The 20193-nt window shown below is 73.3% G+C and carries 18 protein-coding genes; 1 reads left to right on the forward strand and 17 read right to left on the reverse strand.

The genetic code is table 11. The features are described from left to right. Positions 1 to 25: 25 nt before the first annotated feature. The 15 genes from D7193_RS00385 to pyrR form a co-directional block, all read right to left on the reverse strand. Positions 26 to 1009, reverse strand: a complete 984-nt coding sequence (locus D7193_RS00385; RefSeq protein WP_120777390.1) for an AAA family ATPase — start codon at positions 1007 to 1009, stop codon at positions 26 to 28. A 192-nt stretch (positions 1010 to 1201) separates the two neighbouring features. Beyond that, complete coding sequence (locus D7193_RS00390; RefSeq protein WP_120777391.1) at positions 1202 to 3190, reverse strand: primosomal protein N'; 1989 nt, start codon at positions 3188 to 3190, stop codon at positions 1202 to 1204. Next, positions 3187 to 4380, reverse strand: a complete 1194-nt coding sequence (metK, locus tag D7193_RS00395) for a methionine adenosyltransferase (RefSeq protein WP_120777392.1) — start codon at positions 4378 to 4380, stop codon at positions 3187 to 3189. The genes D7193_RS00390 and metK overlap by 4 nt, the downstream gene beginning before the upstream one ends. A gap of 82 nt (positions 4381 to 4462) precedes the next feature. Next, complete coding sequence (gene coaBC / locus D7193_RS00400; RefSeq protein ID WP_120777393.1) at positions 4463 to 5677, reverse strand: bifunctional phosphopantothenoylcysteine decarboxylase/phosphopantothenate--cysteine ligase CoaBC; 1215 nt, start codon at positions 5675 to 5677, stop codon at positions 4463 to 4465. A gap of 14 nt (positions 5678 to 5691) precedes the next feature. After that, positions 5692 to 5958, reverse strand: coding sequence for a DNA-directed RNA polymerase subunit omega (gene rpoZ, locus D7193_RS00405; protein ID WP_013285517.1), 267 nt, complete (start codon positions 5956 to 5958; stop codon positions 5692 to 5694). Between the two features lie 79 nt (positions 5959 to 6037). Next, the gene (locus D7193_RS00410) at positions 6038 to 6571 is read right to left on the reverse strand and encodes a nucleoside/nucleotide kinase family protein (protein WP_120777394.1); all 534 of its coding nucleotides are present in this window, start codon (positions 6569 to 6571) and stop codon (positions 6038 to 6040) included. Between the two features lie 25 nt (positions 6572 to 6596). After that, positions 6597 to 6914 carry an integration host factor, actinobacterial type gene (gene mihF, locus D7193_RS00415; RefSeq protein ID WP_007458370.1) on the reverse strand — a complete coding sequence of 106 codons (318 nt, stop codon included), beginning with the start codon at positions 6912 to 6914 and terminating at the stop codon, positions 6597 to 6599. Between the two features lie 178 nt (positions 6915 to 7092). Next, a complete protein-coding gene (gene pyrF, locus D7193_RS00420; protein WP_120777395.1) occupies positions 7093 to 7929 on the reverse strand; it encodes an orotidine-5'-phosphate decarboxylase in 837 nt (278 codons plus the stop codon). Between the two features lie 63 nt (positions 7930 to 7992). Beyond that, a complete protein-coding gene (locus tag D7193_RS00425; RefSeq protein ID WP_120777396.1) occupies positions 7993 to 9267 on the reverse strand; it encodes an adenosylmethionine--8-amino-7-oxononanoate transaminase in 1275 nt (424 codons plus the stop codon). Positions 9268 to 9372: 105 nt separating this feature from the next. Continuing rightward, complete coding sequence (locus D7193_RS00430; RefSeq protein ID WP_120779143.1) at positions 9373 to 10392, reverse strand: quinone-dependent dihydroorotate dehydrogenase; 1020 nt, start codon at positions 10390 to 10392, stop codon at positions 9373 to 9375. 136 nt (positions 10393 to 10528) lie between these two features. Beyond that, entirely contained in the window at positions 10529 to 13945 is a 3417-nt protein-coding gene (gene carB, locus D7193_RS00435) for a carbamoyl-phosphate synthase large subunit (protein ID WP_120777397.1), read from the reverse strand. Next, on the reverse strand, positions 13945 to 15081 hold the full coding sequence (gene carA, locus D7193_RS00440) for a glutamine-hydrolyzing carbamoyl-phosphate synthase small subunit (RefSeq protein WP_120777398.1): 1137 nt from the start codon (positions 15079 to 15081) through the stop codon (positions 13945 to 13947). Before carA ends, carB begins: the two co-directional genes overlap by 1 nt. Positions 15082 to 15139: 58 nt before the next feature. Further along, the gene (locus D7193_RS00445; protein WP_120777399.1) at positions 15140 to 16417 is read right to left on the reverse strand and encodes a dihydroorotase; all 1278 of its coding nucleotides are present in this window, start codon (positions 16415 to 16417) and stop codon (positions 15140 to 15142) included. Beyond that, positions 16414 to 17340, reverse strand: coding sequence for an aspartate carbamoyltransferase catalytic subunit (locus tag D7193_RS00450; protein WP_120777400.1), 927 nt, complete (start codon positions 17338 to 17340; stop codon positions 16414 to 16416). The genes D7193_RS00445 and D7193_RS00450 overlap by 4 nt, the downstream gene beginning before the upstream one ends. Next, on the reverse strand, positions 17337 to 17921 hold the full coding sequence (gene pyrR, locus D7193_RS00455; RefSeq protein WP_120777401.1) for a bifunctional pyr operon transcriptional regulator/uracil phosphoribosyltransferase PyrR: 585 nt from the start codon (positions 17919 to 17921) through the stop codon (positions 17337 to 17339). Before pyrR ends, D7193_RS00450 begins: the two co-directional genes overlap by 4 nt. A 288-nt stretch (positions 17922 to 18209) precedes the next feature. Here pyrR and bldD point away from each other — a divergent pair, with 288 nt between their 5' ends. Beyond that, complete coding sequence (bldD, locus tag D7193_RS00460; protein WP_013285505.1) at positions 18210 to 18698, forward strand: transcriptional regulator BldD; 489 nt, start codon at positions 18210 to 18212, stop codon at positions 18696 to 18698. A 73-nt stretch (positions 18699 to 18771) separates the two neighbouring features. On the opposite strand, the gene nusB is transcribed toward bldD, so the two are convergent. Continuing rightward, positions 18772 to 19182 (reverse strand): transcription antitermination factor NusB, encoded by a 411-nt coding sequence (gene nusB / locus D7193_RS00465; protein WP_174242577.1) that lies wholly within the window; start codon positions 19180 to 19182, stop codon positions 18772 to 18774. 23 nt (positions 19183 to 19205) lie between these two features. Continuing rightward, positions 19206 to 19763, reverse strand: coding sequence for an elongation factor P (gene efp, locus D7193_RS00470; protein ID WP_120777403.1), 558 nt, complete (start codon positions 19761 to 19763; stop codon positions 19206 to 19208). Positions 19764 to 20193: the final 430 nt, after the last annotated feature.

Genomic DNA, 20193 nt, shown 5'->3' on the forward strand with positions numbered 1-20193 from the left:
TCCGGCGCCGGTGACCGGGTCGGGCTCAGGCGGTGTGGCCGGGGTCGCCCGCGAGCACCGCGTCGCCGCCGAGCAGCGCGTGCTCGGGCAGCGGCAGCCGGACGCCGTGCGCGGCCTCCCAGTCGTAGACGATTCCGGGGCGGACCTGGGCGGTGAAGTAGTCGACGGCGCTCATCCCGCCGACCACCGGCTCGTCCACCTCGGCCACGAGCTGGGCCGGCACCAGGTGGAAGCCGCTCTGGAGGGCGGCGCTGAGACGGCGGTGCCCGTCGACCACGAAGAAGTACTCGCCGGTGTAGCCGATGCGCAGCGGCTCCAGCGCCTCGTCGCCGGCACCGGCGACCTCGCCGACGAACTCCGAGTCCCAGAGGCCGCGCAGCGTGGCGATGTCCTCGGTCGGGTAGACCCGGGCGGGGTCGAGGAGCAGCAGTGGCGGGGCGTCGCGCAGCACCTCCGCGCCGAGCGTGCCCTCGTACGCCGCGATGATGTGCTCGATGACCTCGTCGGCGGTGGCCCGGGTGGTGTCGCAGATCAGGTCGTAGTTGCGCAGCCGCGCCTTGTCCACGCCGTAGCGGACCAGGAACCGGCCCCGCTCGCTCTCGCTGCGCTCGCGCAGCTTGGCCGTGGCCTCCTCCAGGGAGGTGTAGCTCTCCGCCGGCCCGGACGGGCGCGCCAGCACCCGGCGGGCCGCCTCCCCCGGCTCGGTGATCATGTGCACCTTGAGCGCGTCGGTGAAGAAGTGCCAGGCCAGCCGGGAGTCCATGACGAGGCTCTCGCCGGAGGCCGCGATGTCCCGCTGGAGCTGGTCGACGTAGCCGTCGACCGCCTGGTCGAGTTCCGCGTGCAGGTTGAGCTGGAGAGCGGTCATCTGCCGCTCCTGCGCCATCTGCCGGTACAGGTCGCCGACGCTGACCCGGCGCATCCCGAGCCGCTTGGCGATCTCCACCGACACGGTGCTCTTGCCGCTGCCGAGGTCACCGTTGAAGACGATCGACTGACGAACGGTCACGACTGGTCCACCCCTGAGATCACCGGCTGATTGACAGCATCGTCCTGGCGTCGGCTCGACGCGCTCCCGTCATCGTCGCGCGGTCTGTGCGCCCGGGCATGACGGGCGATGCTACCACCCCCCGGTCGGCCGTCCGCCGCACGCGGCGTGCGACGCCGCCGCGCGGACGCGCCGTCGGCCCAGCTCACCGGCTCAGAACAGGTCGAGCGGGTCGACCCGGAGGCGGACCGGGTCGGCCGCCTTGCGGGCGCTGCGCGCCCCGGCCGCGGCGTGCAGCGCGTCGGCCAGCGCCGCCGCCCGGGCCCGGGGCACCCGGACCAGCATCCGCTCCCGCTCCCCGTCCGCGGGCACCGGGCCCAGCACCTCGGCGCCGTCGGGCAGCCGCGTCTCGTCGAGCAGGTCGGCCACCGCCGCCGGCACGCCGGTCACGCTGGCCATCCGCACCGCCGGCGGGAAGCCCAGCTCCCGCCGCTCGGCCAGCTCGCGGGCGGCGAACCAGCCGGCGTCCCAGCGCAGCAGCGCCTGCACGGGGGCCAGGCCGCCGTCGGCCACCACCACGACCCGGCCGCCGGCCGCGGCCGGCCGGGCCAGCGCCGCGGCCGCCAGCCAGCGCCGCAGCGCCTCCTCCCCCGCGCGCAGGTCGGCGCGGGTGAGCAGGGCCCACGAGTCGAGCAGCAGCACCGCGCCGTAGCCGCCGTCGGCGACCGGCTCGGCCCCCGGCGTCGCGATGACGAGACCGGCGCCACCCGGCACCTCGGCGAGCACCTCCTCCCGCCCCGACGTGCGCACGGGCACGCCGGGAAACGCGCGCCCGAGTTCCTCGGCGGTGCGGCGCGCGCCGGTGACAGCGGCCCGCAGCCGCCGTCCACCGCACTCCGGGCAGGCGTACGCGGCGGCCACCCGCCCGCACCAGCGGCAGGCGGGCGCGGCCGTGGCCGAGGGCAGCGCGAGCGGGCCCGCGCAGTGCGGGCAGCGGGCCGGGGTGCGGCAGTCGGCGCAGGAGACCGAGGGCAGGTAGCCGCGGCGCGGCACCTGCACGAGCACCGGCAGGTCGGCGCGGACGGCGTCCCGGGCCGCCGTCCAGGCCAGGCTGGGCAGCCGCGCGGTCGCCGCCCCCGGGTCGCGGGCCAGCTGCGGATCGTCGCCGGTCGGCGCGATGGCCGGCGTACGCGCCCGCACGGTGGCCCGGTCGGCCACGACCTCCCGGGCCCAGCCGGTCTCCAGCAGCAGCTGCGCCTCGGCGGTGCGCGCGTACCCGCCCACCAGCGCGCCGGCCTCGGCGAGCTGTGCCCGGGTGAGCAGCACCTCGCGGGTGTGCGGGTAGGGCGCCCGCGGCTCGGCGTGCAGGTCGTCCCCGTCGTCCCAGACCGCGACCAGCCCGAGCCGTTCCACGGGCGCGAACATCGCGGCCCGGGTGCCGATCACCACCGGCACATCGCCGCGCCGGGCGGCGAGGAAGGCCCGGTAGCGCCGGGCCGGGCCGAGCGCCGCGGACAGGCAGACGTGGCGCCCGGGACCGAGCGCAGCCCCGACCGCGACGTCCAGCCGCTCCAGGTCCCGGTTGTCGGCGACGACCACCACGGCGCCCCGGCCGCCGGCGACGGTCGCCGCGACCGACTCGGCGTAGCGGGCGGCCCAGTCCTCACCCGGCAGCGCCGACCAGACGGCGCGGGGCGCCCTACCGTCGGCCAGCGCCCGCAGGTACGCCGGCCCGGCCGGGTAGTCCCGCCAGCCGTCCGGCGCGTCCGGGCGCGCCGGGTCCGGGGGCGGTCCGGCGTCCGGTGCGGTCGGCTCGCGCGTCTCCTTCTCCACCCGCGCGTGCCGGGGCGGCACGGCGAGCCGGAGCACGTCGGCGAGGCTGCCCGCGTACCGGTCGGCCACCGCCCGGGCCAGCCGCGCCACCTCGGGCGACAGCACCGGCTCGGGCGAGACGACCTTCTCCAGGTACGCCAGCCGGCCGGTGTGCCCGGAGGCGTCGACCCGCTCCAGCAGCCAGCCGTCCACCAGCTGCCCCGCGAAGCGGACCTTCACCCGGACGCCCGGCACGGCCGAGGCGTCCAGCTCGGCCGGGACGAGGTAGTCGAAGGGCCGGTCCAGGTGGGCCAGCGGGACGTCCACGCAGACACGAGCGACCGGCGACCCGTCCGCGGGTCGCCGGTCGCTGCGCGTGGTGCCGGTCAGGCTCCCGCGGCCGACTTGAGGTCGGCGGCCCGGTCGGTGCTCTCCCAGGTCAGGTCGGGCAGCTCACGGCCGAAGTGGCCGTACGCCGCCGTCTGCTGGTAGATGGGGCGGAGCAGGTTGAGGTCGCGGATGATGGCCGCGGGGCGCAGGTCGAAGACCTCGGCGACCGCGGTCTCGATCGAGGCGACCGGCACGGTCTCGGTGCCGAAGGTCTCAATGAACAGGCTCACCGGGTGCGCCTTGCCGATCGCGTACGCGACCTGCGCCTCGCAGCGCTCGGCCAGGCCTGCGGCCACCACGTTCTTGGCCACCCACCGCATGGCGTACGCGGCCGAGCGGTCCACCTTCGACGGGTCCTTGCCGGAGAACGCCCCGCCGCCGTGCCGGGCGTACCCGCCGTACGTGTCCACGATGATCTTGCGGCCGGTCAGACCGGCGTCACCCATCGGGCCGCCGATCTCGAACCGGCCGGTCGGGTTGACCAGCAGCCGGTAGCCCTCGGTGTCCAGGCCCAGGCTCTCCAGCTCGGGGGCGATCACGTGCTCGCGGACGTCCGGGGTGAGCAGCGACTCCAGCGAGATGTCGGCGGCGTGCTGGCTGGACACCACCACCGTGTTGAGCCGGACCGGGCGCAGGCCCTCGTACTCGATGGTGACCTGGGTCTTGCCGTCGGGACGCAGGTACGGGATCGTGCCGTCCTTGCGCACGGCGGACAGCCGCCGGGCGAGGCGGTGCGCCAGGGCGATCGGCAGCGGCATCAGCTCCGGCGTCTCCGAGCACGCGAAGCCGAACATCATGCCCTGGTCGCCGGCGCCCTGGGCGTCCAGCGCGCTCTCCGACGCGCCGGTGCGCAGCTCGAAGGCGTTGTCGACGCCCTGCGCGATGTCCTCCGACTGGGCGCCGATGGACACGCTCACGCCGCAGGAGGCGCCGTCGAAGCCCTTCTTCGACGAGTCGTAGCCGATGTCGAGGATGGTCCGGCGGACGATGGTCGGGATGTCCGCGTACGCCTTCGTGGTCACCTCGCCGGCGATGTGCACCTGACCCGTGGTGATCATGGTTTCCACCGCGACCCGGCTGCGCGGGTCCTCGGCGAGCAACGCGTCGAGGATGCCGTCGCTGATCTGGTCGGCGATCTTGTCCGGGTGGCCTTCCGTGACCGATTCGGACGTGAAGAGGCGGCGTGTCACGGCACTCCCTAATGCGTGTGAAGTCGTTCCGCGGAAGTCTAGCCACCACCGTCGGTGGCGGCAGAGCCGGTTGCGGCCGGTCTCACCCCTCGGAGCGACGGGTCAACCGCGTGACCACCAGGTCCCAGACGCCGTCGGCCAGGTCCTCCTTGGACTGCTCGGGCATCCGCGTGACCGAGCCGTCCGCGCCGATGACGGTCGCCGCGTTGGTGTCGGCGCCGAAGACCTTGTCCTGCCCGACCTCGTTGATGACGATGAGGTCGGCCCGCTTCCGGGCCAGCTTGGCCCGGCCGTTGGCCTCGGCGTCGCCGGTCTCCGCGGCGAACACCACCAGCACCTGCTCCGGCCGGCGGCGTTGGCCGAGCTCCGCGGCGATGTCCGGGTTGGTGACGAGCTCGATGGTGGGCGCGCTGCCGTCGTCCGCCTTCTTGATTTTGCCAGGGGCGTAGACGGCGGGACGGAAATCGGCCGGAGCCGCCGCCATCACCACCGCGTCGGCGTCGACCGCGGCCTTGAGCGTCGCCTCCCGCAGCTCCTCCGTGGTGCCCACGCGGACCAGGTCGACGCCGGCCGGGTCGGCGAGGCCGACGTTGGCCGCGATCACGGTGACGCGGGCGCCGCGGGCCACTGCCGCGCGGGCGAAGGCGTACCCCTGCTTGCCGGAGGAGCGGTTGCCCAGGAACCGCACCGGGTCGAGGGGTTCGCGGGTGCCGCCGGCGGTGACCACCACCCGGCGGCCGGCGAGGTCGGCGGGCGCGGCGATCCCCCGGGCGAGCACCCGGCGGGCGACCGCGAAGATCTCGGCGGGGTCGGGCAGCCGGCCCTTGCCCGTGTCGGCCCCGGTGAGCCGGCCGACGGCGGGCTCGATCACCCGGACGCCGCGGGACCGCAGGGTGGCGACGTTCGCCGCCGTGGCCGGGTGCTCCCACATCTCGGTGTGCATGGCCGGGGCCAGCACCACGGGGCACCGGGCGGTGAGCAGCGTGTTGGTGAGCAGGTCGTCGGCGAGGCCGTGCGCCGCCCTGGCGAGCAGGTCGGCGGTGGCCGGCGCGACGACCACGAGGTCGGCCTGCTGGCCGAGACGCACGTGCGGCACCTCGTGCACGTCCGACCAGACGTCGTCGGCGACCGGCTGGCCGGAGAGCGCCGCCCAGGTCGGCGCCCCGACGAAGCGGAGCGCCGACGCGGTCGGCACGACACGGACCCGGTGGCCCGATTCGGTGAAGAGCCGCAGCAGCTCACACGCCTTGTAGGCGGCGATGCCGCCACCGACCCCGAGGACGATCCCGGCGGACATCGCGGTGCGGCGGGTTACGGCTGGTCGGTCGGCTCGGCGGTGAGCAGGCCGGCGTTGATCTCGCGCATGGCGATGGAGAGCGGCTTCTCCTGCGGGGTGGTCTCGACCAGCGGGCCGACGTACTCCAGCAGGCCCTCACCGAGCTGGCTGTAGTAGGCGTTGACCTGGCGGGCCCGCTTGGCGGCGAAGATGACCAGCGCGTACTTCGAGGTCGTCTTCTCGAGGAGCTCGTCGATCGGCGGGTTGGTGATGCCCTCGGGGTTGGTGGCGATGGATCCCACGAATAACCTCTGCGTCTGTCGAACCGCGGGACGCGGTGCGGACTGGCGGCCACGGCCGACTCCGGACCGTGGGCGGCTCCTAACCGAGCACCCGTGGTCGGGTCGGAGTCGGATAAGAAGAACCGAACAAGCCTACCAGCTCATCGGCGACCCGATCGCTCAGGTCGTGCGTGACGTCGAGGTCGAAGGCGGCGCGGAGGGCCGGGTCCGGGCGGTAGCCGGGCGGGCGGAGCAGCACCAGACGAGCGTCGGAGAGGCGTTCCCGGACGGCGAGGGCACCGGGGAGGTCGAGCGGGAGCAGCGCGGGCTGCCCGGCGGCAAGCCGGGAGAGCAGCGGCTCGTACGGGGTGCCGCGGCGGTGGGGGCCGGCCCGCGACCACTCCAGCAGCGCACCCGCGGCGATCAGCCGGTCGAAGGCGGCGGCGGAGAGAAAGACCCGGTCGACGCCGTCGACCTCGCCGTGGCGGCGGGGTCGGGTCGTCGCCGGCACCGGCCGCCACACGGAGGGAGAGCGCGCCCGGACGAGCTCGACGACACTCTCCCGGCCGGCGCCCGAGGGGCCCGCCAGGACAGTGAGCCGAGCCGCCGGGCGCGCCTCGCCATCCGTGCTCACTGCTTGTTTCTACACGCTGCCATGCTCAGTTGGCGGCGAACTCTCCAAGCAGTGCCTTGCGCTGCTGCTCGCCGAGGCCACGCAGGCGGCGGCTGTCAGCGATCTTCAGCTTCTCCATGATCTGGGTCGCCCGGATCTTGCCGATGCCCGGCATCGCCTGCAGGACCGCCGACACCTTCAGCTTGCCCACGACGTCGTCGGACTCGGCCCGCTCGAGAACGGCTCCGAGGGTGGTCTTGCCCTGCTTGAGCTGCTCCTTCAGCTCGGCACGGGCCTTGCGGATCTCCGCGGCCTTCTCCAGCGCGGCAGCGCGCTGTTCGGGGGTCAGTGACGGGAGCGGCACCAGTTCTCCTCAGGTCCCTATCGCGACGGGCGGGACGCACCGCCGCATCTGTGAAACGTGGTGTCGCTGTGAACCAAGGGGTCCGTGGTTCCCAGCGCGGGGAAAACTAGCGGTCAACGGAGCTTTCGGCAACGTGGGCGCGCCATGATCAACGCAAAGTGACCGACCGATCAATCAGTCAACGGGCGGGCACGACGGCCCGGCAGTCGGCCAGGACACGCTCGGCGGCGGCCCGCAGCGCGGCCACGTCCGCCCCGGCGCCGAGCACCTCCCGGGAGTACGACGGGAGCACCGCGGGAAGGCTCGCGCCGAAGACGGCACGCAGATCGGCGGCCGTCGCGCCCTGGGCGCCGAGCCCCGGGGCGAGCAGTGGACCGCCCACCCGGGACAGGTCGTGACCCGTCTCCCCGATGGTCGCGCCGACCACCAGCCCGAAGCTGCCGAGCGGCTCCGCACCCGCGTTGAGCTGGGAAATCTCGTCGATGACCGTCTGCGCCACGGTCCGTCCGTCGGCGCCGCGGGCGTGCTGCACGGCGGCTCCCTCGGGGTTCGAGGTGAGCGCCAGCACGAAGACGCCGCCGCCGTGCTCGGCGGCCAGCTCGAACATCGGGGCGAGCGAACCTACTCCCAGGTAGGGGCTCGCGGTGATTGCATCGACATACAGCGGGCTGGATGGGTCGAGGTACGCCGAGGCGTACGCGCGGACCGTCGAGCCGATGTCGCCGCGCTTGACGTCAAGCAGAACGAGCGAGCCGCAATCCCGTAACTGTCGGATAGTTGACTCAAGAATCCCGACACCCCGGGCGCCGAAACGCTCGAAGAAGGCCGACTGGGGCTTGACCACCGCAACCCGGTCACCGAGGGCGTCCACGACGGTCCGGGCGAACCGGTCGAGCCCCTCGACGTCGTCTGGCAGCCCCCAGCGGGCCAGCAGTTGCGGGTGCGGGTCGATCCCGACGCAGAGCGGTCCCCGCTCGGCGACGGCCCGGTGCAACCGGGCGCCGAAGGTCTCCATGCGTTCTCTCCCTCTCCTCGCTCGGCGCGGACGGCCCGCGCCGCCCGCGTACGCCCGACGCCGTCAGCCGGCCTTCACGGCCGCCGCCACGCCGGCCGCGATCCGGGCCAGGTCGGCGTCGTCGGTGACGTACGGCGGCATCGTGTAGATCAGGTCCCGGAACGGGCGCAGCCACACGCCCTCGGCGACCGCGGCGGACGTCGCGGCCGGGAGGTCCACCTCGTGGTCGAGCTGTACGACGCCGATCGCGCCCAGGACCCGTACGTCGGCCACGCCGGGCGTGCCCCGTAGGGGCTCCAGGCCGGCCCGCAGGCCCGTACCCACCCTCGACACCTCGGCCGCCCAGTCTCCGGCCCGCAGCAGCCCGATGGAGGCGTTCGCGACGGCACAGGCGAGCGGGTTGCCCATGAACGTCGGCCCGTGCGCCAGCACGCCGTCCGCGGAGATCCCGCGGGCGACCTCCGGGGTGCAGAGCGCGGCGGCCAGGGTGAGGTACCCGCCGGTGAGCGCCTTGCCGACGCACATCACGTCCGGGGCCACGCCCGCGTGCTCGGCGGCGAACATCGTGCCCGTCCGGCCGAAGCCCGTGGCGATCTCGTCGAAGACCAGCAGGATGCCGTGCTCGCGGGTCACCTCGCGCAGCACCCTCAGGTACTCCGGGTGGTGGAAGCGCATGCCGCCGGCCCCCTGCACGACCGGCTCCACGATGACCGCGGCCAGCTCGTGCGCGTGCCGTTCGACGGCGTCGACCAGCGCCGCCACGTACGCCGGGTCGGGCGGGGTGTCGAAGCCGCCCGGCGGCACCGGCGCGAAGACCTGCCGGGGCAGCAGGTCGCCCCACAGGTGGTGCATGCCGCCCTCCGGGTCGCACACGCTCATGGGGTGGAACGTGTCGCCGTGGTAGCCGCCGCGCCAGGTGCCCAGCCGGCGGCGCTCCGGCCGGCCGGTGGCCCGCTGGTACTGCAGGCACATCTTGACGGCCACCTCGACGCTCACCGACCCGGAGTCGCAGAGGAAGACGTGTTCCAGACCGTCCGGGGACAGCTCGACCAGGGTCCGCGCGAGCTGGACCGCCGGCTCGTGGGTGAGCCCGCCGAACATCACGTGGCTCATCCGGCCGAGCTGGTCGGTCACGGCCGCGTCGAGCACCGGGTGGCGGTAGCCGTGGATGGCCGCCCACCACGACGACATCCCGTCGACCAGCTCCCGGCCGTCGGCCAGCCGCAGCCGTACGCCCCGGGCGCTCTCGACCACATAGGGCGGGCTGGCCGGCGGCAGCGCCGCGTACGGATGCCAGACGTGCGCCCGGTCCCCCGCGAGAATCTCCTCAGGTGTCACGTGACCTCCTCCATGATCCCCCGCGATCTTGCAGTTGTGGCCCTTGTTTCGTCCGGGATGTGGCTTAGGTCGGGGCAGAAAGTGCAAGATCGCGGGGACGTGGGGCTACCGGGGGTGGGTTGCGGCGCGGGCGGCGGCGCGGACCAGCGCCGGGCCACGGTAGATGAAGCCGGTGTAGAGCTGGACGAGGCTCGCGCCCGCGTCGATCATCCGGGCCGCGTCGTCCGGGTCGACGATGCCGCCGACCCCGATCACCGGCAGCCGGCCGCCGGTCTCCCGGTGCACGAAGGAGACCACCTCCCGGGCCCGCGCCGCGAGGGGGCGCCCCGAGAGGCCGCCGGTCTCCGCGCCCCCGGGCCGGTCGGCGGCGGCCAGACCGTCGCGGGCGAGGGTGGTGTTCGTGGCGATCACCCCGGCGGCGCCCCGCGCCAGGCACACCTCCAGCAGCTCGGCGATCGCCGGCTCGGTCAGGTCGGGGGCGATCTTGACGAGCACCGGCTTCTCCCCCACCAGCGCCGCGAGCAGCGCGTCCAGGTGCGCCCGGTCCTGCAGTGAGCGCAGGCCCGGCGTGTTCGGCGAGGAGACGTTGACCGCGAAGTAGTCGCCGTGCGCGCGCAGCGCCCGGTACGAGGCGCGGTAGTCCTCCACCGCGTCCTCGAGCGGGGTCACCTTCGACTTGCCCAGCGAGATGCCCAACGGCGCGCCGAGCGGCCGGGGCAGCGCCGCCAACCGCGCCGCGAGCGCCTCGGCGCCTGCGTTGTTGAAGCCCATCCGGTTGACCACGGCCTCGCTCTCGCGCAGCCGGAACAGCCGGGGCCGGGGGTTGCCCGGCTGCCCGTGCGCGGTCACGGTGCCCACCTCGACGAAGCCGAAGCCCAACGCCGGCCAGGCCGGCAGCGCGACGCCGTTCTTGTCCATCCCGGCGGCCAGCCCGACCGGGTTGGGGAACTCGACCCCGAACACGGTGCGCGGCGCGCGGACCGCGTACCGGGCCCGCAGCGCCGCGAGCAGCGCCGGCGAGCGGGACACGGCGGCGAGCCGCCGCAGCGTCCACTCGTGCGCCGCCTCGGCGTCCCCGCCCCCGATGCGGAACAGCACCGGCCGGACGGCCCGCTCGAACATCACCACGCCGCGCCGCCGCCCCACACCCTGTTGATCATGAAGTTATCGCCGCGACACGCCGCAGCGACGGGCAACAACTTCATGATCGACGCGTGCTCACGAATGGGGGACGGCGCACGGTCGCCGGTGGGGCGGCGGATCACTGGGCGGCCCGCAGGGCGGCGTGCAGCTCCTGGAGCGGGCGCACCTGCATGTCGCCCCGGATACGCGCCTCGATGCCCATCACCGCGGCCGCCGCGCCCGGCACCGTGGTGATGCACGGGATGTCCGCGGTGACCGCGGCGCTGCGGATCTCGTACCCGTCGGAGCGGGCGCTCGCACCCGAACCCTGCGGGGTGTTGACCACGAGGGCCACGTCGCCGCCCAGGATCATCGAGACGGCGTCCTCGCCCTCGCCCGCCTCGTAGTGCTTGCGGATCTGCGAGCAGGCGATGCCGTGCCGGCGCAGCACCTCCGCCGTGCCCGTGGTCGCGACGATCTCGAAGCCCAGGTCGGCCAGGCGCTTGATCGGGAAGATCATCCCGCGCTTGTCCCGGTTGGCCACCGAGACGAAGATCCGGCCGCCGGTGGGCAGCGAGCCGTACGCGGCCGACTGGGACTTGGCGAAGGCGTGCCCGAAGTTGGTGTCGATGCCCATCACCTCGCCGGTCGACTTCATCTCCGGCCCGAGCAGCGAGTCGATCCCCTTCCCGGCCGGAGTGCGGAACCGCTTGAACGGCAGCACCGCCTCCTTGACCGCGATCGGGGCGTCCGCCGGCATGGTGCCGCCGTCGCCGCTCGCGGGTAGCAGCCCCTCGGCGCGCAGCTCGGCGATGGTGGCGCCGAGCGCGATCCGGGCCGCCGCCTTGGCCAGCGGCACCGCGGTCGCCTTGGAGACGAACGGGACGGTCCGCGACGCGCGCGGGTTCGCCTCCAGCACGTAGAGCATGTCGTCCTTGAGCGCGTACTGGACGTTCAGCAGGCCGCGTACGCCGATGCCCCGCGCGATCGCCTCGGTGTACCGGCGGACCTGGGCCAGGTGCGAGCCGGCCAGGGTGATCGGCGGCAGGGCGCAGGACGAGTCGCCGGAGTGGATGCCGGCCTCCTCGATGTGCTCCATCACACCGCCGAGGTAGACCTCGCCGTCGGCGTCGCAGAGCGCGTCCACGTCGATCTCGATGGCGTCGTCGAGGAACCGGTCCACCAGCACCGGGTGGTCCGGGGAGATGTCGGTGGCCCGTCCGATGTAGTCGCGCAGGGTCGCGTCGTCGTAGACGATCTCCATGCCCCGCCCGCCGAGCACGTAGGACGGACGCACCAGCACCGGGTAGCCGATCTCGTCGGCGATGGCCTTCGCCTCGTCGTACGAGGTGGCCAGGCCGTACGCCGGGGCGCGCAGCCCGGCCCGGGCCAGCAGCGCGCCGAACGCGCCCCGCTCCTCGGCGAGGTGGATCGACTCGGGCGACGTGCCGACGACCGGCACCCCCGCGTCCTTGAGCCGCTTCGCCAGCCCCAGCGGGGTCTGGCCGCCGAGCTGCACGACCACCCCGACCACGCCCGGGCCGCCGGCCGCCCGGCCGGAGGAGTCCTCGGCGTGCCAGACCTCCAGCACGTCCTCGAACGTGAGCGGCTCGAAGTAGAGCCGGTCGGCGGTGTCGTAGTCGGTCGACACGGTCTCCGGGTTGCAGTTGACCATGACGGTCTCGAAGCCGCCGCCGGAGACCGAGCCGGAGGCGGACCCGGCACCCCCGGAGACGGACCCGGCGGCGCCGCCGACGGGTGCGCTGCGCAGCGCCATCACCGCGTGCACGCAGGAGTAGTCGAACTCGATGCCCTGGCCGATGCGGTTCGGGCCGGAGCCCAGGATGAGCACCTTCGGCCGGGGCGACCCGACCACCTCGGTCTCCGAGTCGTACGACGAGTAGTGGTACGGGGTGCTCGCCTCGAACTCGGCCGCGCAGGTGTCCACGGTCTTGTAGACCGGCCGGACGTCGAGGCGGTGCCGCAGCGTCCGTACGCCGTCCTCGGCCGCCAACTCGGGGCGCAGCGCGGCCAGCTGACGGTCGGACAGGCCGGCCCGCTTGGCCCGGCGCAGCAGGTCCGCGTCGAGCACCGGCGCGGCCACGATCTCCGCGCGCAGCTCGACGAGGCTCGCGATCTGGTCGAGGAACCACGGGTCGATCCCGCCGGAGGCGGAGGTCACCTCGGCGATCGACGCGCCCAGCCGCAGCGCCCGTTCGACGGTGTAGAGCCGCCCGTCGTGCGGCGTACGCAGCGCGGCGAGGGTGTTCTCCTTCGTCGCGCCCGCCGGGTCGGGAACCGTCCAGAACCCGGCCGCCTTCGTCTCCATCGAGCGCATCGCCTTGTTCAGCGCCTCGGTGAAGTTGCGCCCGAGGCTCATGGCCTCGCCCACCGACTTCATGGTGGTGGTCAGCTCCGGGTCCGCGCCCGGGAACTTCTCGAAGGCGAACCGGGGGATCTTGACGACCACGTAGTCCAGCGTCGGCTCGAAGGCCGCGGGCGTCTTCAGCGTGATGTCGTTGGGGATCTCGTCCAGCGTGTACCCGATGGCCAGCTTGGCGGCGATCTTCGCGATCGGGAAGCCGGTGGCCTTGGAGGCGAGGGCCGAGGAGCGGGACACCCGCGGGTTCATCTCGATCACCACGATCCGGCCGTCGGCCGGGTTCACGGCGAACTGGATGTTGCAGCCGCCCGTGTCCACCCCGACCTCGCGGAGCACCGCGATGCCCAGGTCCCGCAGCCGCTGGTACTCCCGGTCGGTGAGCGTCATGGCCGGCGCCACGGTGACGCTGTCGCCGGTGTGCACGCCCATCGGGTCGAGGTTCTCGATCGAGCAGACCACCACCACGTTGTCGTGGCGGTCCCGCATGAGTTCGAGCTCGTACTCCTTCCAGCCGAGCACGCTCTCCTCGATGAGCACCTCGTGCACGGGGCTGGCGGCCAGGCCGTCGCCGGCGATGCGCTCCAGGTCCTCGTCGGTGTGCGCCATGCCCGAGCCGAGGCCGCCCATCGTGAACGACGGCCGGATCACCACCGGCAGGCCCAGCTCGGCGACGGTCTCCCGCACCTCGTCCATCGAGTGGCAGACCCGCGAGCGCGGTACGAGCGCGGCCGGGTCCTCGACACCGATGCGGGCGCCGGCCTTCGCCACGATCTCCTTGAACAGCTGGCGGTCCTCGCCGCGCCGGATCGCGTCGATGTTCGCGCCGATCAGCTCGACGCCGTACTTCTCCAGGACGCCCGACTCGTGCAGGGCGACCGCGGTGTTCAGCGCCGTCTGCCCGCCCAGGGTGGGCAGCACCGCGTCCGGCCGCTCCTTCGCGATGACCAGCTCGACGAACTCGGGCGTGATCGGCTCGACGTACGTGGCGTCGGCGAACTCGGGGTCGGTCATGATGGTCGCCGGGTTCGAGTTGACCAGGCTGACCCGGATCCCCTCGCTGCGCAGCACCCGGCACGCCTGCGTGCCGGAGTAGTCGAACTCGCAGGCCTGGCCGATCACGATCGGCCCGGAGCCGATGACCAGGACGTGCTTCAGGTCCGTCCGCTTGGGCATTACTTCCCGCCTTCGATCAGCTCTGCGAAGCGGTCGAAGAGGTAGTCCGCATCGTGCGGGCCGGCCGCCGCCTCCGGGTGGTACTGGACGGTGAACGCGGGCACGTCCCTGGCCCGCAGCCCCTCGACGACGTTGTCGTTGAGGCAGACGTGCGACACCTGGACGCCGCCGAACTCGGTGTCGATGACCTGGTCGGGGACCACCGCCCCGGCGCCCGCGCCCGGCACCTGGACCGCGAAGCCGTGGTTGTGGCTGGTGACCTCGACCTTGCCGGTGACCCGGTCCAGCACCGGCTGGTTGATGCCGCGGTGGCCGTAGCCGAGCTTGTAGGTGCCGAAGCCGAGCGCCCGGCCGAGGATCTGGCTGCCGAAGCAGATGCCGAACAGCGGGATCCGCCGGCTCAGCACCTCCCGGGCCAGCCCGACCGGGCCGTCGGCGGTGGCCGGGTCACCCGGGCCGGGCGAGAAGAACACCGCGTCGGCGCCGGTGGCGAGCAGGTCGTCGATCGTCGACGCGGCGGGCAGCACGTGGGTGGTGACGCCGCGCGCGGCGAGCCGGCGCGGCACGTTGCGCTTGATGCCGAGGTCCAGCGCGGCCACCGTGAACCGGTGCGTGCCCTGCGCCGGCACCACGTACGGCTCGGCCGTGGTCACCTCGGCGGACAGGTCGGCGCCGACCATCTCCGGCGCCTGCCGCACCCGGGCCAGCAGCGCCCGCGGGTCGTCCTCGACGCTGGAGATGCCGACGCGCATGGCGCCCCGCTCGCGCAGGTGCCGGGTCAGCGCCCGGGTGTCCACCCCGCTGATGCCGACCACACCCTCGGCGGCGAGCCGGTCCTCCAGCCCGCCGGTGGCACGCCAGTTGGAGCCGATCCGGGCCGGGTCGCGGACGACGTAGCCGGCCACCCAGATCCGGGTCGACTCGTCGTCCTCGCCGTTCACCCCGGTGTTGCCGATGTGCGGGGCGGTCTGCACGACCACCTGCCGGTGGTACGAGGGGTCGGTGAGGGTCTCCTGGTAGCCGGTCATGCCGGTGTTGAAGACCGCCTCGCCGAAGGTCTCCCCGACGCTGCCGTACGCCTCACCGTGGAAGGTCCGGCCGTCCTCCAGGACGAGGACCGCGGAGCGCCTCTTCATGCTGCACTTCCTTCGATCCGGACTGCGGTACTCCGCTTCGCTGCGTTCCTCGCTCGGATCACTTCACTGCCTTTCCGTCGAGCACCGTCGGCTCGCCGCGCAGGAAGGTCGCCACGATGCGACCCGGCAGCGTCATGCCGGCGTACGGGGTGTTGCGGCTGAGGCTGGCCAGCTCGCCGGGCTCGACCACGCGGCGGGCCGCCGGGTCGACGAGGGTGAGGTTGGCCGGCACGCCGGGCGCCGGGTCGAGGCCGTGCGCGTCCAGCCCGGCGATCCGGGCCGGGGTGCGGGACATGCGCTCGGCGATGAGGTCCCAGCGGGGCCCGAGCACGTCGAGGGCGATCGACAGCGCCGTCTCCAGGCCGAGCATGCCCGGCCGGGCGTACGCCCACTCGCACTCCTTGTCCTCCACGGCGTGCGGCGCGTGGTCGGTGGCCACGATGTCGATCACGCCGTCCACCAGCGCGGCGCGTAGCGCGGCGACGTCCTCGGCGGTGCGCAGCGGCGGGTTGACCTTGTAGACCGGGTCGTACGTCTCGGCCCGGGTGTCGGTGAGCAGCAGGTGGTGCGGGGTCACCTCGGCGGTGACCCGGACGCCGCGGGCCTTGGCCTGCCGCAGCACCTCGACGCTGCCGGCCGTGGAGACGTGGCAGACGTGCAGGCGGCTGCCGACGTGCTCGGCGAGCAGCACGTCCCGGGCGATGATCGCCTCCTCGGCCACGGCCGGCCAGCCGGTGAGCCCGAGGCGGGTCGACACCTCGCCCTCGTGCATCTGCGCGCCCTCGGTGAGCCGGGGCTCCTCGGCGTGCTGGGCGATGATCCCGTCGAACGCCTTCACGTACTCCAGGGCCCGGCGCATCAGCCGCGGGTCGGCCACGCAGTGCCCATCGTCGGAGAAGATCCGCACCCGGGCCGCCGAGTCGGCCATCGCGCCGAGCTCGGCTAGGCGCTCGCCGGCCAGCCCCACGGTGACCGCGCCGATCGGCTGCACGTCCACGAGGCCGGCCTCCCGGCCGAGGCGCCACACCTGCTCGACCACGCCGGCGGTGTCGGCCACCGGGGAGGTGTTCGCCATGGCGCAGACCGCCGTGTACCCGCCGAGCGCCGCCGCCCGGGAGCCGGACTCGACCGTCTCGGCGTCCTCGCGGCCCGGCTCGCGCAGGTGGGTGTGCAGGTCGACGAGGCCGGGCAGGGCGACCAGGCCGGCGGCGTCGACGGTCGTGGCGTCGGCGGCGGTGAGGCCGGCGCCGACCTCGGCCACCACGCCGTCGCGGATCAGCAGGTCGGTCGGCGCGGCGCCGAGCACACCGACCCCCTTGATGAGGTACGCGGTCATGCGTTGTTCCCCCCGAGCAGCAGGTAGAGGACGGCCATCCGGACGGAGACCCCGTTGGCGACCTGTTCGACGATGGTGGAGCGGGGCGAGTCGGCCACCTCCGGCGTGATCTCCATACCGCGGTTCATGGGACCGGGGTGCATGACGATCGCGTGCTCCGGCAGCCGGCGCATCCGCGGCCCGTCCAGGCCGTAGCGGCGGGCGTACTCGCGGGCGGAGGGGAAGTAGGAGTCGCCCATCCGCTCCCGCTGCACCCGCAGCATCATCACGACGTCCGAGGCGGGCAGGACCGCGTCGAGGTCGTAGCAGACGTCGGTGCCGGGCGCGAGCGCCCCCGCGATGTCGACCGGGATGAGCGTGGGCGGCCCGACCAGGGTCACCTTCGCGCCGAGGGTGGAGAGCAGCAGGACGTTCGAGCGGGCCACCCGGCTGTGCAGCACGTCGCCGACCACCGCGACCGACAGGCCGGCGAGCCGGCCCAGCCGGGCCCGCATGGTGTACGCGTCGAGCAGCGCCTGGGTCGGGTGCTCGTGGGTGCCGTCGCCGGCGTTGACCACCGAGCCGTCGACCCACTCGGCGAGCCGGTGGGCGGCGCCGGAGGCCGGGTGGCGGACCACCACCGCGTCGGCGCCCATCGCCTGGAGAGTCAGCGCCGTGTCCTTCAGGCTCTCGCCCTTGGCGACGCTCGACCCCTTCGCGGAAAAGTTGATCACGTCGGCGCTCAGGCGCTTCGCCGCCGCTTCGAACGAGATCCGGGTGCGGGTGGAGTCCTCGTAGAAGAGGTTGACCACCGTACGGCCGCGCAGCGCGGGCAGCTTCTTGACCTCCCGCCCGGCGACGGTGGCCATCTCGGCGGCCGTGTCCAGGATCCGGGTGGCGGTGGCCGCGTCCAGGTCGGCGCCGGAGAGCAGGTGCCGGATCATGAGCTGGTCCCTCCGTACAGCTTGACCCCGTCCGTGCCGTCGGTCTCGGCGAGCGTCACCTTCACGCTCTCGGCCAGCGCGGTCGGGATGTTCTTGCCCACGTAGTCGGCGCGGATCGGCAGCTCCCGGTGGCCCCGGTCGACCAGGACGGCGAGCTGCACCGAGGCGGGCCGGCCGACGTCGTTGAGCGCGTCGAGCGCGGCGCGGACCGTCCGGCCCGAGAAGAGCACGTCGTCGACGAGGATCACGCGCTTGCCGTCGATGCCGCCGGGCGGGAGCTGGGTCGGCCCGACCGCGCGGGTGGCCTGACGGCGCAGGTCGTCGCGGTAGAGAGTGATGTCGAGCACACCGACTGGGACGGTGACGTCCTCGAAGGTGCTGATCCGGGCGGCGAGCCGCCGCGCGAGCGGGGCGCCGCGGGTGGGGATGCCGAGCAGGACGGTGTCGGCGGCGCCCTGGGTCTTCTCCAGGATCTGGTGGGCGATGCGGTCGACCACGCGCTGCACGTCGGCGCTGGCGAGGATCACCTTCACCGAGGGTTGCCGCGCGGTCGGCGATTGGGCGGCCGGTGGGCAGGCCACGGCGGACCTCCTTCCCCGCCTCACGGGACGGGTCGTTAAAGGACGTCGGACACCTCGGCGCCGGCCGCGAAGCGGCCCACGCCGGGGCTTCACGCCACGTTACCAGTGGTCAGCGGGTCGGCCGCCGCCGGCCACTGACCACCGGATCAGCGCGGCGAAATGGGGATAACTCCCCCCGTGCTCCCCAACGGTAAGGTCACGACCACTTGACCAGGTGTCGCAATCCCCGTACCGTCACGCTCCGTAGCGAATCGCTGGGAGAACCCCCGCAGCACTGGGAGTGTCCGAATGCCCTCTGAATACGCCAAGTCTCTGGGCGCCCGCCTGCGCTCGATCCGCCAGCAGCAGGGGCTCTCCCTGCAGGGGGTGGAGGAGAAGTCGAACGGGCGGTGGAAGGCCGTGGTGGTCGGCTCGTACGAGCGTGGCGACCGCGCCGTCACGGTGTCCCGCCTGGCCGAGCTGGCCGACTTCTACCGCGTTCCCGTCTCGGAGCTGCTGCCTGACGGCAGTGGGGTACGTCACGAGCCGACCAGCAAGATCGTCCTGGACCTGGAGCGGCTCTACGACGAGGCCTCCGAGGACCTGGCGTACGTCGCTCGTTACGCCCGGGCCATCCAGCAGCAGCGCGGCGACTACAACGGCCGGGTGCTGTCGATCCGCGCGGACGACCTGCGTGCCCTCGCCATCGTGTACGACGCCTCGCCGTCGGGCCTGATCGAGCGGCTCACCGAGCACGGTGTGCTGGTCGCCGACCCCCGGGCGTTCTTCGCGTCCTGAGCGGCCGAGCAGACGAGAAAGGGCCCGTGCCGCACGGCACGGGCCCTTTTCGTCGTTCCTGCGTCGCCGCGGGTCAGCGGGTGGCGTACTCGGCGATCCGGCCGAGCAGCCCGTTGAGGAAGCGCGGCGAGTCGTCGGTCGACATCTGCCGGGCCAGTTCCACGGCCTCGCTGATGGCCACCGCGTCGTCGATCTCGTCGAGGTAGAGCAGTTCGTAGACGGCGATGCGCGCCAGGTTGCGGTCGACCGTGGGCATGCGGTCCAGCGTCCAACCCTCGGCGTAGCTCGCGATCAGCTCGTCGATGCGGTCGAGGTGGGCGGCCACCCCCTCGACCAGCGCCACGGCGTAGCCGAGGTGCTCCGGGTGGGGCCGCTCGATCCGCTCCAGGTAGCCGGCCAGCACCTCGACCGGTGGCCGGTCACGCAGGTCCGCCTCGAAGAGCACGTCCAGCGCCCGCTTGCGCGCCTTCCGGCGCGCCGGCATCTGCTGCTTGGGACCCTCGGCCATCAGGCGCGGCCGAGGTAACGGCCGTCCCGCGTGTCGACCTTGATCTTCTCACCGGTGGTGATGAAGAGCGGGACCTGTACGGTCGCCCCGGTCTCGACGGTGGCCGGCTTGTTGCCACCGGTGGACCGGTCGCCCTGCAGGCCCGGCTCGGTGTAGGTGACCTCGAGCACGACGCTGGTCGGCAGCTCGACGTAGAGCGGCACGTTCTCGTGGGTGGCGACGGTCGCCTCGGCCTCGGGCAGCAGGTAGTTGGCCGCCTCGCCGACGGTGCCGCCGGGAACGGTGATCTGGTCGAACGTCTCCAGATCCATGAAGACGTAGTCCTCGCCGTCGGCGTAGAGGTACTGCATGGTGCGCTTGTCGACGGTCGCGGTGTCGACCTTGGTGCCCGCGTTGAAGGTCTTGTCGACGACCTTGCCGGAGAGCACGTTCTTCAGCGTGGTACGCACGAACGCACCACCCTTACCGGGCTTGACGTGCTGGAACTCGATGACGGCCCAGAGCTCCCCGTCGAGGTTGAGTACCAGGCCGTTCTTCAGGTCGTTGGTGGTGGCCATTTCCTGCCTTGATCATCAATTGGCGGACAGACCTGGAAAGTCTACTAGCCCGCCCGCCCGCCGCCCGTCCGCGCTCCCCGTCCACCCGGTCAGGCCCGGCGCGCGCACCGATCTCACGCTCCGTGCCCATCCGGACGCCTCGCGGCACCCCCTCCCGCCTCCTTTGCTCTGCACCCGCCGATGCACCAGGCACGCACGGTGACGGTCGGGCTCCGACCGCCTCCGCCGACCGCCGGCAACGCCGCAGGTCAAGCGGGTGGTGCGGATAGGGGTGCAGAGCAAAGGAGGCACAGGGGTGCACCGGGGCCGGCCGTCACGGTCACCGAGTGTCAACCGAGGGGATGATCACGCAGGGTATCCACGTCCGGGATCGCAGATGCGGGATCGCTGGTGCGGGATCGAGGCCCACGCGCCGAAACCCGTCGGCGGT

It is taken from the genome of Micromonospora costi, assembly GCF_003626655.1.
In the GTDB taxonomy this organism is placed as follows: Bacteria; Actinomycetota; Actinomycetes; order Mycobacteriales; family Micromonosporaceae; genus Micromonospora; species Micromonospora costi.